Here is a 13,476-nt window from a genome sequence, read left to right on the forward strand (position 1 = left end):
CCACCCGGCAATCAATGGGCGCTTTCGCGCCCATTTTATTCCAACACCATGATGCAAGCGCATTCAGGCAGCCTGACGAGGCAGCTTGCATGATGATGTTTTAAGCCCAGGAGATAACAATGCTCGACACCAACATGAAAACCCAGCTCAAGGCCTACCTTGAGAAGCTGACCAAGCCTGTTGAGCTGATTGCCACGCTGGATGACAGCGCTAAATCGGCAGAAATCAAGGAACTGTTGGCTGAAATCGCTGAACTGTCAGACAAAGTCACCTTTAAAGAAGACAACACGCTCGCGGTACGTAAGCCCTCGTTCCTGATTACTAACCCAGGTTCCGACCAGGGGCCGCGTTTTGCGGGCTCGCCGCTGGGCCACGAGTTTACCTCGCTGGTGCTGGCGCTGCTGTGGACCGGCGGTCATCCGTCGAAAGAGGCCCAGTCGCTGCTGGAGCAGATCCGCGATATTGATGGCGATTTCGAATTCGAAACCTACTATTCGCTCTCCTGTCATAACTGCCCGGATGTGGTCCAGGCCCTGAACCTGATGGCGGTGCTCAACCCGCGCATCAAACACACGGCGATTGACGGCGGGACCTTCCAGAATGAGATCACCGAGCGTAACGTCATGGGCGTGCCAGCGGTGTTCATGAACGGTCAGGAGTTTGGTCAGGGACGGATGACGCTGACTGAAATCGTCGCCAAAGTGGATACCGGTGCGGAAAAACGCGCAGCGGAAGAGCTGAATCAGCGTGACGCTTACGATGTACTGATCGTTGGCTCCGGCCCGTCCGGCGCGGCGGCGGCGGTCTACTCTGCACGTAAAGGGATTCGTACCGGCCTGATGGGCGAACGCTTCGGCGGTCAGGTGCTGGATACCGTGGATATCGAAAACTATATTTCGGTGCCGAAAACCGAAGGCCAGAAGTTGGCAGGCGCGCTGAAAGCGCACGTCAATGACTATAACGTCGACGTGATCGACTCCCAGAGCGCGACCAAACTGACGCCGGCGGCGACAGAGGGCGGCCTGCATCAGATCGAAACCGCCTCCGGCGCGGTGCTCAAGGCGCGTAGCGTCATCATCGCCACCGGGGCGAAATGGCGCAATATGAACGTGCCGGGCGAAGATCAGTATCGCACCAAGGGCGTGACCTACTGCCCTCACTGCGATGGTCCGCTGTTTAAGGGCAAACGCGTAGCGGTAATCGGCGGCGGGAACTCCGGCGTGGAAGCCGCCATTGACCTGGCGGGCGTCGTAGAGCATGTGACCCTGCTGGAGTTTGCCCCAGAGATGAAAGCCGACCAGGTGTTGCAGGATAAAGTCCGCAGCCTGAAGAATGTCGACATCATTCTTAATGCGCAGACCACGGAAGTGAAAGGCGATGGCAGCAAAGTCACCGGCCTGCAGTATCGTGACCGGGTGAGCGGCGATGAGCATCATATCGCGCTGGCGGGGATCTTCGTCCAGATTGGCCTGCTGCCTAACACCACCTGGCTGGAAGGCGCCGTTGAGCGCAACCGCATGGGCGAGATCATCATCGATGCGAAGTGCGAAACCAACGTCAAAGGCGTGTTCGCCGCGGGCGATTGCACCACCGTGCCGTACAAACAGATTATTATCGCGGCAGGGGAAGGGGCAAAAGCGTCGCTGAGCGCTTTCGACTACCTGATCCGCACGAAAACCGCATAACAAGTCAGACAATAGACCTGCATAACAAAGAGGCTACCCCTGGGTAGCCTCTTTTTTTATACTCTTTTCGTCATTCTTACCTGACGACCATTACCGGGATATGGGCATGGCGGATCACGCTTGAGGCATTGGAGCCGAGCAGGTGGGTACTGATGGAGGGATTGCGTGAGCCAATAACTACCACGTCGGCGTTAATTTCGCTGGCCAGCTCGTTGACCATATCGCGCACGCTGCCAAAACGGACATGTAGCTTGATACGAGACGGGTCAATGCTGAAGTGGCTGACCATCGTCTGCAGGCGAGTCTCCGCCTCATGCTGCAGATGTTCCTCAAACCGCCGCAGGTCGGCGGTAAAACGGCTCATGGTAAAGCTCGCGGAACCCGGTAAGACGTGGAGCAGATGGATCACCCCGTCCTGCTGGGCCAGAAACTCCGCGTGCCGGACGGCTTTATCGCTCAGCGCCATCTCAAAGACATCAACCGGCATAATGATAGTCTTATACATATGCAATCCTCCTTGTTCGTTTGCGTCTATATCAACATATTATATGCGGATATTGTGTCATTCAGGTCGCAAAACTGTCAGCCAGGCAGGCGCAAAGCGTAAAAAAGGGTAAGCGGCGGGAAAACAGCAGAAAGAGGATGTGCGGACATCCTCTGAATAAAGCGCGAAACGCCTCAGGCAGCGGGATTAGCGGTGGAATTCGCCAGCGGCTTCCGGCTGGTACAATAGCTCCAGCACTTCCAGGTGCGTCGATGCGCCGCCCGGCAGCTCCCAGTGAATGGTGCTGCCGACTTTCAGGCCCAGCAGCGCGGCGCCCACCGGCGCGAGGACGGAGAGCTGGCTGGCGCTGTCGGTCACCTGTGACGGAAACACCAGCGTCCGCACGCGCTCTTCGCCGCTGGTTAAATCACGGAATTTTACCCTGCTATTCATGGTGACGACATCATGCGGCATCGCTTCCGGGGCCAGCATTTGCGCGCGGTCGAGTTCCTCATTCAGGGCATCGGCAACCGGTGAGTTGGCGAAAGCCGGCTGCTCCAGCAGCCTGTCGATACGTTCGGCATCCAGTTCATTAATGATGATTGCGGGTCTGGTCATTGCATACTCCATGTTATCCAGGAACCTGTCCGTAAAAGAAAACCCTCGCCGAAAGGGGCAAGGGTTAAGGTCCTACCATCATACTGAGAGTTGCCGGCAGTTTGAAGTGATGAAACGCACATTCAGCGTGCAACACCATCCGGCGGACGGTGTTTTCCAATCAGCATCCCGCTTTGCGCTAGTGACCAACCTTATCGAGGATAAACTGTGCGCCGCAGTTACCCGGGTGAGGCTGGGGCAGAAAAGCGGAAGTGGCCAGCGGGGCGTTGATGGTCGCGGCGTTGAGCGAGATTTGCATCTCCGTCAGATAGGCCGGATTACCGTTGCAGGTTAGCTTAAACGCCTTCACGCTCTGCGGACCCCAGGCGCGGGCCACGGCGGCGTCGAAGTCGGCGCGGCTGACCGTTTGGCCATAGTGCTTCGCGAGAAAATCCCCCACCGGGCTGCGCTTAATTTCACCGTTTAGTCGCACCATGGCGCCAAAGTAGCTGTCGGGATCGAAGCCGAAGCAGACGCCATGTTTGGCATATTCGTAGCGTTCCAGACAGGAGGTGCCGCCCGATCCCGGCATCACATTATTAAGTTTATTGGCCATCTCCAGCGACAGTCCGGTCTCCGCCGCCTGGCATTTGCGGTTCGCTTTTACCTCCGGCATGTTGGGCACCGGACGCGTGGCGCAGCCGTAGCGCATCCAGCGACGTTCATCCACTCCGCGCGCGGCAATGGACTTTGGCAGCCCGGGCCACAGGCCATGCACGGTCAGAAAGTCGGCTTTATTCGCGGTGTCCTGCTGCAGGCGACACTCTTCCGGTTCGTTGCGATTGCGGTCATACATGCTCTGACAGAATCCGGTTTGCCAGGAGAGGGCAAGGACGTAGCGGTCAAAATCAGCGTATCGCGTCGCGGTGAGCGGTTCAGCACCGGCCTGAGTGGCGGTAAGCACAAGGGCAATCGCGGCGAAATCCTTCCTGAACATTTTTATTCCTGATTATGGATGGCAAAAGATAACGGGGAGTTATTAAAGCATAAAAAAGGCGCCCGCTGGCGCCTTTTCGCGTGGTTAGACCATTAGTGGAGCGCGCTGCCGGGCACCAGGATTTCAGTAGCAACGATCACCACCAGCAGGCCAACGAGCACCGGCACTGAGGTGCGCTTGACCACTTCGAATGGGGAAATCTTCGCCATCCCGGCAACGGCGACCACCACCCCGGAGACGGGCGATATCGTGCGGCCGAGGTTAGAAGCCTGCAGCATCGGAATCGACAGGTAGGCCGGATTGATGCCGGAGGAGTGCGCCAGCTTGGGGATCATCTCAACGAAGGCGTAGAACGGGGCATTACCGGAACCGGTGGTCATCGCCGCCAGCATGGTCAGGATCACCAGCACCAGCATCAGAATAATGCTGGCCGAGCCGAAGGAGGTGGCGATTGAGATCAGACCGTTGATAAAGCCGATAGTGCTTAACCCCTGGGCAAAGACGCCGGCGGCAACCAACAGCATCACTACGCCGGCGAAGGCGTCGGCCATTCCACGGTAGGCGACTTCCAGCCCGCTAAAGACGTTTTTGGTGTTGAAACCGCGCAGGAACTCGAGGATCGCCGCCAGCAGCATGCAGCCAACGAGGATGGTGATAATGTGCAGCTCCGGCCCCCATTTACCGTCAAAGATCAGCACGCCGATGATCGGGGTAAACGGCAGAATGGCATACAGCGCCGGGGCGGTGGTGGTGATGTCGTTGACATCGAGCATCTCGTGAGAAATGTGCTCTTTTTTATCCAGATAGCGCTGCCAGAAAAAGTGGGCGATCGCCATGCAGATAATGGCCGCGATGGAGATCGGCAGCGTGGTTTTAAAAGCAAAGTCGATCAGCGGCATTTCAGCGGCTTTGGCCGCCAGGACGACGTCACCCGAGGTTGGCGAGAGGATAATCGCCGCCGGTGAGGCGCAGATGGCGGCGGCGGCCCCGCGGCTGATACCGACATTCACCATTACCGGGAACAGCGTCGCCATCAGTAGTACGCCAAGGCCGGTCGCGGAGGAGACGGCCAGCGACATCAGGCAGGCGACAAAATAGGCGGCAATCATCAGCAGATAGGGCGAATTAATATAGCGCAACGGCTTCGACGCTAATTTGACCACCATATCATTGGCGCCAATATGGGTCATATAGGTGGCGAAGCCGCACAGCATCATGATCATCATGCCCAGATCGCCGCCGCGGCTCATGAGTAGAATCTTAATGTATTCAATAATATCGGTAACGGAATAGCCGGTGCTCGCGGTATTACCCGGTAACACTTTATGTCCCAGCAGGGCGCTGACGATCAGTAAGATTAAGCCTCCGACGAACAGCACCCCGGTGGCCGAGTAGCCTTTAATGATATAGCGGGCTACGCCCACAATGACCACGATCCCTATCAGGATCTCAATAAACGTCAGCATTTATTACCCCTAAACCCAAAGAATATGTAGATAAAAAGCACCACACCAAATTTTAATGTGCGAATGTGCCGAAAAAACGGACAAAACTCGCTGATGCAAATCAATAAAGCGATAAGAACTACACGTCCCCCGTCACGCCTGGATATAATCACCAGATGGATAGTTAAGCCGTTCTGATGGACAGCGGGCGAAAATCAGGAGTTTGCCTTATTTCGTTCAACCTGCATTGAGATTATCTTTGCTATTTTAGGTGGTTTTTAAATCAAAGTGGTAATAGAAAAGTGTTGATGTTACGTCGTTTTTCATTGTTTTCTCTTGGTTTTTTAGGATGGTTATTGGTGTCCGGAAACGCCAGCGCGTCGTTTTCATCGACCCTTAGCGAAGGTTACCATACCTTAAGTAATAACGTAGCGCAGACCTGGAATGAGCCGGAGCACTATGATTTGTACGTTCCAGCCATCACCTGGCATGCGCGCTTTGCCTATGACAAGGAAAAAACCGATAAGTATAACGAACGTCCGTGGGGGGCAGGTTTCGGCGTCTCGCGCTGGGATGAGAAAGGGAACTGGCATGGCCTGTACCTGATGGCGTTTAAAGACTCTTTTAATAAGTGGGAGCCCATCGGCGGCTACGGCTGGGAGAAAACCTGGCGCCCGCTGACGGACCAGAATTTCCACCTCGGCCTTGGCTATACCCTCGGCGTCACGGCGCGCGATAACTGGAACTACATCCCGATCCCGGTGATCTTGCCATTGGCGTCAATAGGTTACGGTCCGGCAACTTTCCAGATGACCTATATTCCCGGCACCTACAATAACGGTAACGTTTACTTCGCCTGGGCGCGCTTCCAGTTTTAATTCGCTAAGTCTTAGCAATAAATGAGATAAGCGGAAGGTCTTGTGCAAAAACAAGGACTAAAGCGTTACCCACTAAAAAAGATAGCGACTTTTATCACTTTTTAGCAAAGTTGCACTGGACAAAAGGTACCACAATTGGTGTACTGATACCCGACACAGCATTAGTGTCGATTTTTCATATAAAGGTAATTTTGATGTCTAAGATTAAAGGTAACGTTAAGTGGTTTAATGAGTCCAAAGGATTCGGTTTCATTACTCCGGAAGATGGCAGCAAAGATGTATTCGTACACTTCTCTGCAATCCAGTCCAACGGTTTCAAAACTCTGGCTGAAGGTCAGCGCGTAGAGTTCGAAATCACTAACGGTGCCAAAGGCCCTTCTGCTGCAAACGTCATCGCTCTGTAAGCAACGCGTCAGTAGAATATAAAAACCCGCTAATAAGCGGGTTTTTTTTTGCCTGTCTCCTTCGCTTTTAGCGGCTGGCCGCCTGCGAGAAAAGCCAGAAGGCGACCGCCGTCATCGCAAACGAACCCAGCAAATTCACCGCGACGTTGAGCAGCGCCCAGCTTACCCGGCCCTGCTGCAGGAGAAACACCACTTCCGCAGAAAAGGTGGAGAACGTGGTCAGGCCGCCGCAGAAACCGGTGGTAATCAGCAGTTTCCACATCGGGTCAATACCGGTCAGACGATTAAACCACGCCAGCCCGGCGCCAATCACAAAGGCGCCTAACAGGTTGGCCGTTAGAGTCCCAATCGGGATAGCATGGTGCACAGGATTGAGCTTCATGCCGAGCCACCAGCGCAATACACTGCCGGTGCCGCCGCCAATAAAAACGGCGCAAAGAAGTTGAAACACGGTCGTTTCCTGCTATTTGATGTAAGAGAGTGTCAAGTGTAGCGCGCATCGGGCGCGATTGGCTATCCATAACCTGACGGGAGAAGAACATGCGGGTAGCGGCAGGACAATTTGCCGTCACGCCAGTATGGCGGACGAATGCGCAAACCTGTGTGGCGATGATGCAGCAGGCGGAGCAAGAAGGGGCGGCGCTGCTGGTGCTGCCGGAGGCGTTGCTGGCGCGGGATGACAACGACCCGGATCTGTCAGTTAAATCGGCCCAGCCGCTGGATGGCGCATTTTTGCAGCCGCTGTTGGCCGAGAGCAGGCGTAACAGCCTGACCACGGTCCTGACGCTCCATGTGCCGTCAGGGGAGGGGAGAGCGACCAACACGTTGGTGGTATTGCGGGAAGGCGCAGTGATTGCCCATTATCATAAACTTCATCTATATGACGCCTTCGCGATGCAGGAGTCCCGGCGGGTGGATCCCGGTCAGCAGATCCCGCCGGTGATTGAGGTGGCGGGATTACGCGTTGGCCTGATGACCTGCTACGATCTTCGCTTTCCGGAACTGGCGCTTTCGTTGGCCCTGAATGGGGCACAGCTGCTGGTGCTGCCCGCTGCATGGGTGAAAGGGCCGCAGAAAGAGCATCACTGGGCGACGCTGCTGGCGGCACGCGCTCTCGATACTACCTGCTATATCGTGGCGGCAGGCGAATGCGGAACGCGCAATATCGGGCTGAGCCGCATCGTCGATCCGCTGGGGACCACTCTGGCGGGGGCCGGGAGCGAGCCGCAGCTGATCTTTGCCGATCTCTTAGCGGATGACCTTGCGCGCGTTCGCGAGCGTTTGCCAGTGCTGCGGAACCGACGATTTGCGCCACCGCAATTATTATGACGTTTTTTTAAACAAGGCTTGATTCACCTTGTTACAGATTGCTATTGTGTCCGCGCGTCAAATACCCGTATTGTTTATCCCAATAATTCGCTGTGCACGTCAGGATGGACATCTCAGCGCTCACTCCCGGAGGGGAGGCTATGGGCCGAAACACGCAGCCCACGCACAGGTGGATTACAATAGGACGGATAAATGCGTGTATGATGGCGTATTCGCAGCTTGTATAGAGAAGAAGGTTAGCTATGGGTGAGATTAGTATTACCAAACTGCTGGTAGTCGCAGCACTGATTATCTTAGTGTTTGGTACCAAGAAATTACGTACGCTGGGCGGCGACCTGGGGTCGGCTATCAAGGGCTTTAAAAAAGCCATGAACGAAGATGACGATAGCGCGAAGAAAACCACCGCAGAAGAAGAAGCGCCGGCGCAGAAGCTCTCTCATAAAGAGTAATTCTCCGGCTGCGTCCCCTGACGGGATGCTGGCGGTACGGCGAAGAGGCCGCGACGTTTATCGTTGCGGCCTTTGTCGTTTTTGTCGACGCCGCGGAGAAAAGATGCAACTAACTGTTACGGACAGGCGAAACGGATGAAGCGGAGAGAGCCGCTGCGCCGAACAGGCGCGCAGCGGCGGAAGCGGTGGGTTATTTAACTTCCATCCCTTTAGCCTGCAGGTCGGCATGATAGGAAGAGCGGACGAAGGGACCGCAGGCGGCGTGGGTGAAGCCCATCGCCATCGCTTCCGCTTTCATCTCTTCAAACTCTTCCGGGCTGACGTAGCGCTGCACCGGCAGGTGGTGACGGCTCGGCTGCAGATACTGGCCTAACGTCAGCATGGTGACGCCATGGCGACGCAGGTCGCGCATCACTTCGATGATCTCGTCGTTGGTTTCGCCCAGACCTACCATCAGGCCGGATTTCGTCGGGATCTCCGGGTGCGCTTCTTTAAAACGCTCCAGCAGCTTCAGCGACCAGTTGTAATCCGCGCCCGGACGTACCTGACGATAAAGACGGGGCACGTTTTCGAGGTTATGGTTGAAGACATCCGGCGGGGTCACCGTCAGAATATCAAGTGCGCGATCCATGCGGCCGCGGAAATCCGGAACCAGCGTTTCGATCTTAATCGACGGGTTTTTCTCGCGAATGGCGCTGATGCAGTCGGCAAAATGCTGTGCGCCGCCATCACGCAGGTCGTCACGGTCTACCGAGGTGACTACGACATAGCGCAGACCCATATCGGCGATAGTTTGCGCCAGCTTTTGTGGCTCGTTTGCATCTGGCGCGACCGGGCGTCCATGCGCGACGTCGCAGAACGGGCAACGGCGGGTACAGATCGCGCCGAGGATCATAAAGGTCGCGGTACCGTGGTTGAAGCATTCTGCAAGGTTCGGGCAGGAGGCCTCTTCGCACACAGAGTGCAGGCCGTTCTTACGCATCGCTGCTTTGATTCCCTGGATACGGGACGAGTCTGCCGGAAGTTTGATTTTCATCCATTCCGGTTTTCTGAGCAGAGCTTCACGCTCAGTTGCCACGTTTTTCACCGGGATAAGGGCCATTTTATCGGCGTCGCGGTACTTAACACCGCGTTCCATCACAATGGGTTTACTCATAGCGTGCGTGTTCCAGTTGCGAGTCACGAAGGAAAGCGAATTAATTCAATGAAATGTTGCAATTATCAACTATTTTTGAATCAAGAGCAGGCAGTATACCATTGAAAAGGGGCAGAAAGCAGCCTGCCTGCCCGGCAAATTGTAAAATAGTTGTTGTTTTATCCTTTTCCCTTCCGTGCGCTACGCCTTAAACGAACGGATCACCGTCTCGATGATCTCTTTCAGCAATGGCTCTTTCCCGCTCAGCTTATTAAAGTGCAGCGCAACGTCAATCTGCTCTTCACCGAGGGAGGGGAAATCCAGGGTCTGCAGCGGCCAGAGACGGGACACCATGGCGAACAGGCGTTCGGTGGTCAGACCCAGCATATCGCTTCCGGCGATCATCGCCGCCTGGGTCATCAGGTTAAAGGTGCTAAAGCCGCAGCGGCGCTCGCCCATCTCTTCCTGTAGTCGGCGATGGAGGGTGGGGTAGCGCTGGCCTTCCGGCAGCAGCAGGGCAAATTCGTACTCCGCGAGGATCGTTTCATCCTGCGGACCGTCCAGCGCGGGATGCCCTGCGCGGCAGTACATCTGTACCCGATCCTGATACAGCACATGATGGCTTATCGCCTGGCCGCTGTGCAGGTGGGTATCAATGAGCAGATCCACCTGGCGCTGGTCAAGCTGCCGCGCGGCGTCGACGATGGCGATATTGTGCAACAGGATCTGCGGAAAGGTCGGCTTCAGCGCGCTGGCCAGGCCAGGCATCAGCAGCGCTCCCATCGCTGGCGTAGTGGCGATAGTGATCACCCGCTGCTGGTGCGGGCTACCGGTGATATCCAGCGCGCTGAGGAAAGCTTCCATGCCGCGGCTGATGTATTGATGAAGATGGGTGGCATAGGCGGTGGGGGTGACGCCCTGTCCTTTGCGGATAAATAGCGGATCGGGGAACAGCGCCCGCAGTTTGTTAATTGACTGGCTAATCGCCGACGGTGTGATATTGAGTATCTTCGCGGCGTTGACGATACCTTTATGCACGTATACCGCTTCAAAGATCGTCAACAGATTGAGGTCAATATTACGCAGGATGCGAAACATTTGACGATCGTAACGTTCATCCTGTCTGTCAGGAGATTCTGACGGAGGCGTATTCTCTGGCACGCGATGAGTCCGGTTGGGAATGATAGGCCAAGTATAGCGGCCCACCGCGTTGCCGTGCGTGACAATTGATTGCAAAAATAACGTGTTACTCGTTTAGCGCCCCGCTGACAGCGGGACGTTGGCCTGCCGCTTAATCCCGGGGAAGATATTCGTGTGGTGGATGATTTAGCAGCGCCAGCAGATTGGCGACCAGTCGCGGAGCGACCGTCTCCGGGGAGGCTGCCGGCTGCCACTGGCGCATTTGCGTCATCTCCATACCGGCATAGCCGCAGGGGTTGATACGCAGAAACGGTGTGAGATCCATGGCGATATTAAGCGCCAGACCGTGGAAAGAACAACCTTTACGGATCCGCAATCCCAGGGAGCAGATTTTGCGTTCGCCGACATAGACGCCAGGGGCATCGGCGCGGGGGTGCGACTCGATACTATATTCAGCCAGGGTATTGACGACCGTTTGCTCCAGCAGCGTCACCAGCTCCCGCACGCCCAGCTTACGGCGCTTGAGGTCCAACAGGACGTACATCACCTGCTGTCCCGGACCGTGATAGGTGACCTGGCCGCCGCGATCGCTCTGGATCACCGGAATATCGCCGGGCACCAGCACGTGTTCCGCTTTGCCGGCCTGACCCTGGGTGAATACGGGGTGATGTTCCACCAGCCAGATCTCGTCGAGGGTATCTTCATCACGGGCGTCGGTAAATTCATGCATCGCCTGCGAGACGGGTTCGTAAGGTTGCAGGCCAAGCTGCCGGATAAGAATTTTATTGTGCTGCAAAACAACATCTCCGCCGGGAAGAGAGAATTCAGGTTGGGGAGTATATCACAGCCGTGCAGAAGGGAATGAGAAGACCCGGCACGGCGGCCGGGTCAGGGAAAAGGTTACAGCACCATCCGAACGATATCGATATTGCCTAACTCTTCGTACAGCGTTTCCACTTGTTCAATGTGGGTGGCGTTGATGGTGATGGAGACCGAGTGGTAGTTACCTTTGCTGCTCGGTTTTACTGACGGCGAGTAATCACCAGGCGCATGGCGCTGTACCACTTCCACCACCTGATCAACCAGCTCCGGCAACGCCTGCCCCATTACTTTGTAAGTAAATGGCGTAGGGAATTCAAGCAGTTCGTTAAGTTTGGTTTTCATGTCAGCTCCGGTGTTACGACAAAATAATAACTCCCACCAAGGGCGGGAGTTATCAGGTTACTTGGATGAATAGTATATGGGGATGGAAATCACACTTTCAAGTGTTCGATTTTTAACCAAACCAGTGGTGGAACATTAATTTAATGTAATCAATAATTTTGCCGAAGAAATTACCTTCCGGAATTTCCTGCAGGACCACCAGCGGACGCTGGTCGATGGTTTTACCATCCAACTGGAAGTTAATGGTGCCGACAACCTGGTTTTTCTGCAGCGGGGCGTGCAGCTCAGTGTTATTCAGCACGTAGCTGGCTTTCAGATCTTTCATTCGGCCGCGCGGAATGGTCAGGTAGACGTCTTTATCCACCCCCAGCGAAGCGCGATCGCTGTCGCCGAACCAGGCCGGTTCGGAGGCAAACTCTTTGCCAGCTTTAATCGGGTTGACGGTTTCGAAGAAGCGGAAGCCCCAGGTAAGCAGTTTTTTGCTTTCCGACTCACGGCCTTTGAACGTCCGGCCGCCCATTACCGCGGAGATCAGGCGCATCTGGCCTTCGGTGGCGGAAGCGACGAGGTTGTAACCCGCTTTGTCGGTATGGCCGGTTTTGATGCCGTCGACGTTCAGGCTGTTATCCCACAGCAGGCCGTTACGGTTCAGCTGGCGGATGCCGTTGAAGGTGAACTCTTTCTCACGATAGATGGAGTACTCGTTCGGTACGTCGCGGATCAGCGCCTGGCCAATCAGCGCCATGTCGCGCGCGGAGCTGTACTGTCCGTCAGCATCAAGACCGTGAACGGTCTGGAAATGGGTGTTTTTCAGGCCCAGAGCGTTGACGTAGTTGTTCATCAGGCTGACGAAGGCGTCCTGGCTGCCGGCGACGTAGTCGGCCATCGCCACGCAGGCATCGTTACCGGACTGCAGGTTAATACCACGGATCAGCTGAGAAACCGGCACCTGCATGCCCGGCTTGAGGAACATCAGAGAAGAGCCTTTGAAAACCGGGTTGCCGGTGGCCCAGGCATCGTTGCCGACGGTGACCAGATCGGACTCTTTGAATTTGCCCGCTTTCATCGCCTGACCGATAACATAGCTGGTCATCATTTTGGTCAGACTGGCCGGGTCGCGGCGGGAGTCGGCATTGTTTTCAGCCAGTACCTTGCCAGAGTTGTAATCGATAAGGATCCAGGATTCGGCGTCAATCTGCGGGGCGCCTGGGATCATCGTTTTGATATTCAGGTCATCGGCGCGGGCAGCGGAGGAGAGCGCTGCAACGGAGAGCGCCGTAATGAGTAAACGAGCGGTGAAAGAGGTCTTCATGGTCAGAACAACGGCATCCGTGATGGAGTTAAAAAAGTGCCTTACTATAGCAAATGCTCTGCGGGCCAGCATCCGACATTGCGCATGAGTTTGTTAATGACTTTTACATGCGCGAGGTGAACGGGCGGCCCGCGGCGTTTAGTTGGCGCGAGTAATAAAGGACTGCAGCTGCGCTTCGCTTTGCAGGCGCTGCTGCACGGCGCTGGCCTGTGCTTTATCAGCAAAGGGACCCAGCTGAATACGCCAGACCGCGCCGTTTTGCATGACCCGGCCTGGCACAGAAAACTGCTGGCTCAGGCGCTGCTGATACTGCTGCGCCCGCGTCTGGTCGCTTACTGCGCCCACCTGGACAACAAAATTACCGCTGGCGCTGGAGGTCGCGGAGGACGAGGCCGCCACGGCGCCAGCGGCTGCGGCGGTGGCCGCAGCGGGCGCCACATTACCCTGAATGGAGCCA

16 protein-coding genes are annotated in these 13,476 nt (G+C 55.8%); 5 read left to right on the plus strand and 11 right to left on the minus strand.

Features of this window, described 5'->3' with window-relative positions:
- Window positions 1-119: 119 nt before the first annotated feature.
- A complete protein-coding gene (gene ahpF, locus RRF55_RS25450; RefSeq protein WP_002894398.1) occupies window positions 120-1,685 on the plus strand; it encodes an alkyl hydroperoxide reductase subunit F in 1,566 nt (521 codons plus the stop codon).
- 76 nt (window positions 1,686-1,761) lie between these two features.
- Here the strand turns inward: ahpF and uspG are convergent, their stop codons facing one another.
- From uspG to dcuC, 4 genes are all read right to left on the minus strand, one after another.
- Window positions 1,762-2,190 carry a universal stress protein UspG gene (gene uspG / locus RRF55_RS25455; protein WP_002894401.1) on the minus strand — a complete coding sequence of 143 codons (429 nt, stop codon included), beginning with the start codon at window positions 2,188-2,190 and terminating at the stop codon, window positions 1,762-1,764.
- 186 nt (window positions 2,191-2,376) lie between these two features.
- Window positions 2,377-2,787 carry a nucleoside diphosphate kinase regulator gene (gene rnk, locus RRF55_RS25460; protein WP_002894404.1) on the minus strand — a complete coding sequence of 137 codons (411 nt, stop codon included), beginning with the start codon at window positions 2,785-2,787 and terminating at the stop codon, window positions 2,377-2,379.
- Between the two features lie 178 nt (window positions 2,788-2,965).
- Window positions 2,966-3,763 carry a ribonuclease I gene (rna, locus tag RRF55_RS25465; RefSeq protein ID WP_004176884.1) on the minus strand — a complete coding sequence of 266 codons (798 nt, stop codon included), beginning with the start codon at window positions 3,761-3,763 and terminating at the stop codon, window positions 2,966-2,968.
- Window positions 3,764-3,855: 92 nt separating this feature from the next.
- Window positions 3,856-5,229 carry an anaerobic C4-dicarboxylate transporter DcuC gene (gene dcuC / locus RRF55_RS25470; protein WP_031592802.1) on the minus strand — a complete coding sequence of 458 codons (1,374 nt, stop codon included), beginning with the start codon at window positions 5,227-5,229 and terminating at the stop codon, window positions 3,856-3,858.
- Window positions 5,230-5,567: 338 nt separating this feature from the next.
- Between dcuC and pagP the strand changes: the two genes are divergently transcribed.
- Together pagP and cspE are read left to right on the plus strand one after the other, a co-directional pair.
- Window positions 5,568-6,086 (plus strand): lipid IV(A) palmitoyltransferase PagP, encoded by a 519-nt coding sequence (gene pagP / locus RRF55_RS25475; RefSeq protein WP_004183399.1) that lies wholly within the window; start codon window positions 5,568-5,570, stop codon window positions 6,084-6,086.
- A 194-nt stretch (window positions 6,087-6,280) separates the two neighbouring features.
- The gene (gene cspE, locus RRF55_RS25480) at window positions 6,281-6,490 is read left to right on the plus strand and encodes a transcription antiterminator/RNA stability regulator CspE (RefSeq protein WP_002439184.1); all 210 of its coding nucleotides are present in this window, start codon (window positions 6,281-6,283) and stop codon (window positions 6,488-6,490) included.
- A gap of 67 nt (window positions 6,491-6,557) precedes the next feature.
- On the opposite strand, the gene crcB is transcribed toward cspE, so the two are convergent.
- On the minus strand, window positions 6,558-6,941 hold the full coding sequence (gene crcB / locus RRF55_RS25485) for a fluoride efflux transporter CrcB (RefSeq protein WP_002894459.1): 384 nt from the start codon (window positions 6,939-6,941) through the stop codon (window positions 6,558-6,560).
- 89 nt (window positions 6,942-7,030) lie between these two features.
- Here crcB and RRF55_RS25490 point away from each other — a divergent pair, with 89 nt between their 5' ends.
- Window positions 7,031-7,819, plus strand: a complete 789-nt coding sequence (locus RRF55_RS25490) for a deaminated glutathione amidase (protein ID WP_004191334.1) — start codon at window positions 7,031-7,033, stop codon at window positions 7,817-7,819.
- A gap of 242 nt (window positions 7,820-8,061) precedes the next feature.
- The gene (tatE, locus tag RRF55_RS25495; RefSeq protein ID WP_002894464.1) at window positions 8,062-8,268 is read left to right on the plus strand and encodes a twin-arginine translocase subunit TatE; all 207 of its coding nucleotides are present in this window, start codon (window positions 8,062-8,064) and stop codon (window positions 8,266-8,268) included.
- A 190-nt stretch (window positions 8,269-8,458) separates the two neighbouring features.
- On the opposite strand, the gene lipA is transcribed toward tatE, so the two are convergent.
- The 6 genes from lipA to RRF55_RS25525 all read right to left on the minus strand — a co-directional run.
- Window positions 8,459-9,424: a lipoyl synthase gene (lipA, locus tag RRF55_RS25500; RefSeq protein ID WP_002894467.1), complete on the minus strand. Its 966-nt coding sequence runs from the start codon at window positions 9,422-9,424 to the stop codon at window positions 8,459-8,461.
- 180 nt (window positions 9,425-9,604) lie between these two features.
- On the minus strand, window positions 9,605-10,564 hold the full coding sequence (locus RRF55_RS25505) for a YbeF family transcriptional regulator (protein ID WP_074185265.1): 960 nt from the start codon (window positions 10,562-10,564) through the stop codon (window positions 9,605-9,607).
- Between the two features lie 130 nt (window positions 10,565-10,694).
- Window positions 10,695-11,339, minus strand: a complete 645-nt coding sequence (gene lipB, locus RRF55_RS25510; protein WP_002894472.1) for a lipoyl(octanoyl) transferase LipB — start codon at window positions 11,337-11,339, stop codon at window positions 10,695-10,697.
- 104 nt (window positions 11,340-11,443) lie between these two features.
- Window positions 11,444-11,707: a DUF493 family protein YbeD gene (ybeD, locus tag RRF55_RS25515; RefSeq protein ID WP_002894474.1), complete on the minus strand. Its 264-nt coding sequence runs from the start codon at window positions 11,705-11,707 to the stop codon at window positions 11,444-11,446.
- A 112-nt stretch (window positions 11,708-11,819) separates the two neighbouring features.
- A complete protein-coding gene (gene dacA, locus RRF55_RS25520; protein WP_002894539.1) occupies window positions 11,820-13,019 on the minus strand; it encodes a D-alanyl-D-alanine carboxypeptidase DacA in 1,200 nt (399 codons plus the stop codon).
- A 138-nt stretch (window positions 13,020-13,157) separates the two neighbouring features.
- Window positions 13,158-13,476, minus strand: a 319-nt coding sequence (locus tag RRF55_RS25525; RefSeq protein WP_044243288.1) for an SPOR domain-containing protein, incomplete at its 5' end; no start/stop codon positions are given.

The organism is Klebsiella sp. K47 (assembly GCF_051858335.1).
GTDB lineage: Bacteria > Pseudomonadota > Gammaproteobacteria > Enterobacterales > Enterobacteriaceae > Klebsiella > Klebsiella pneumoniae.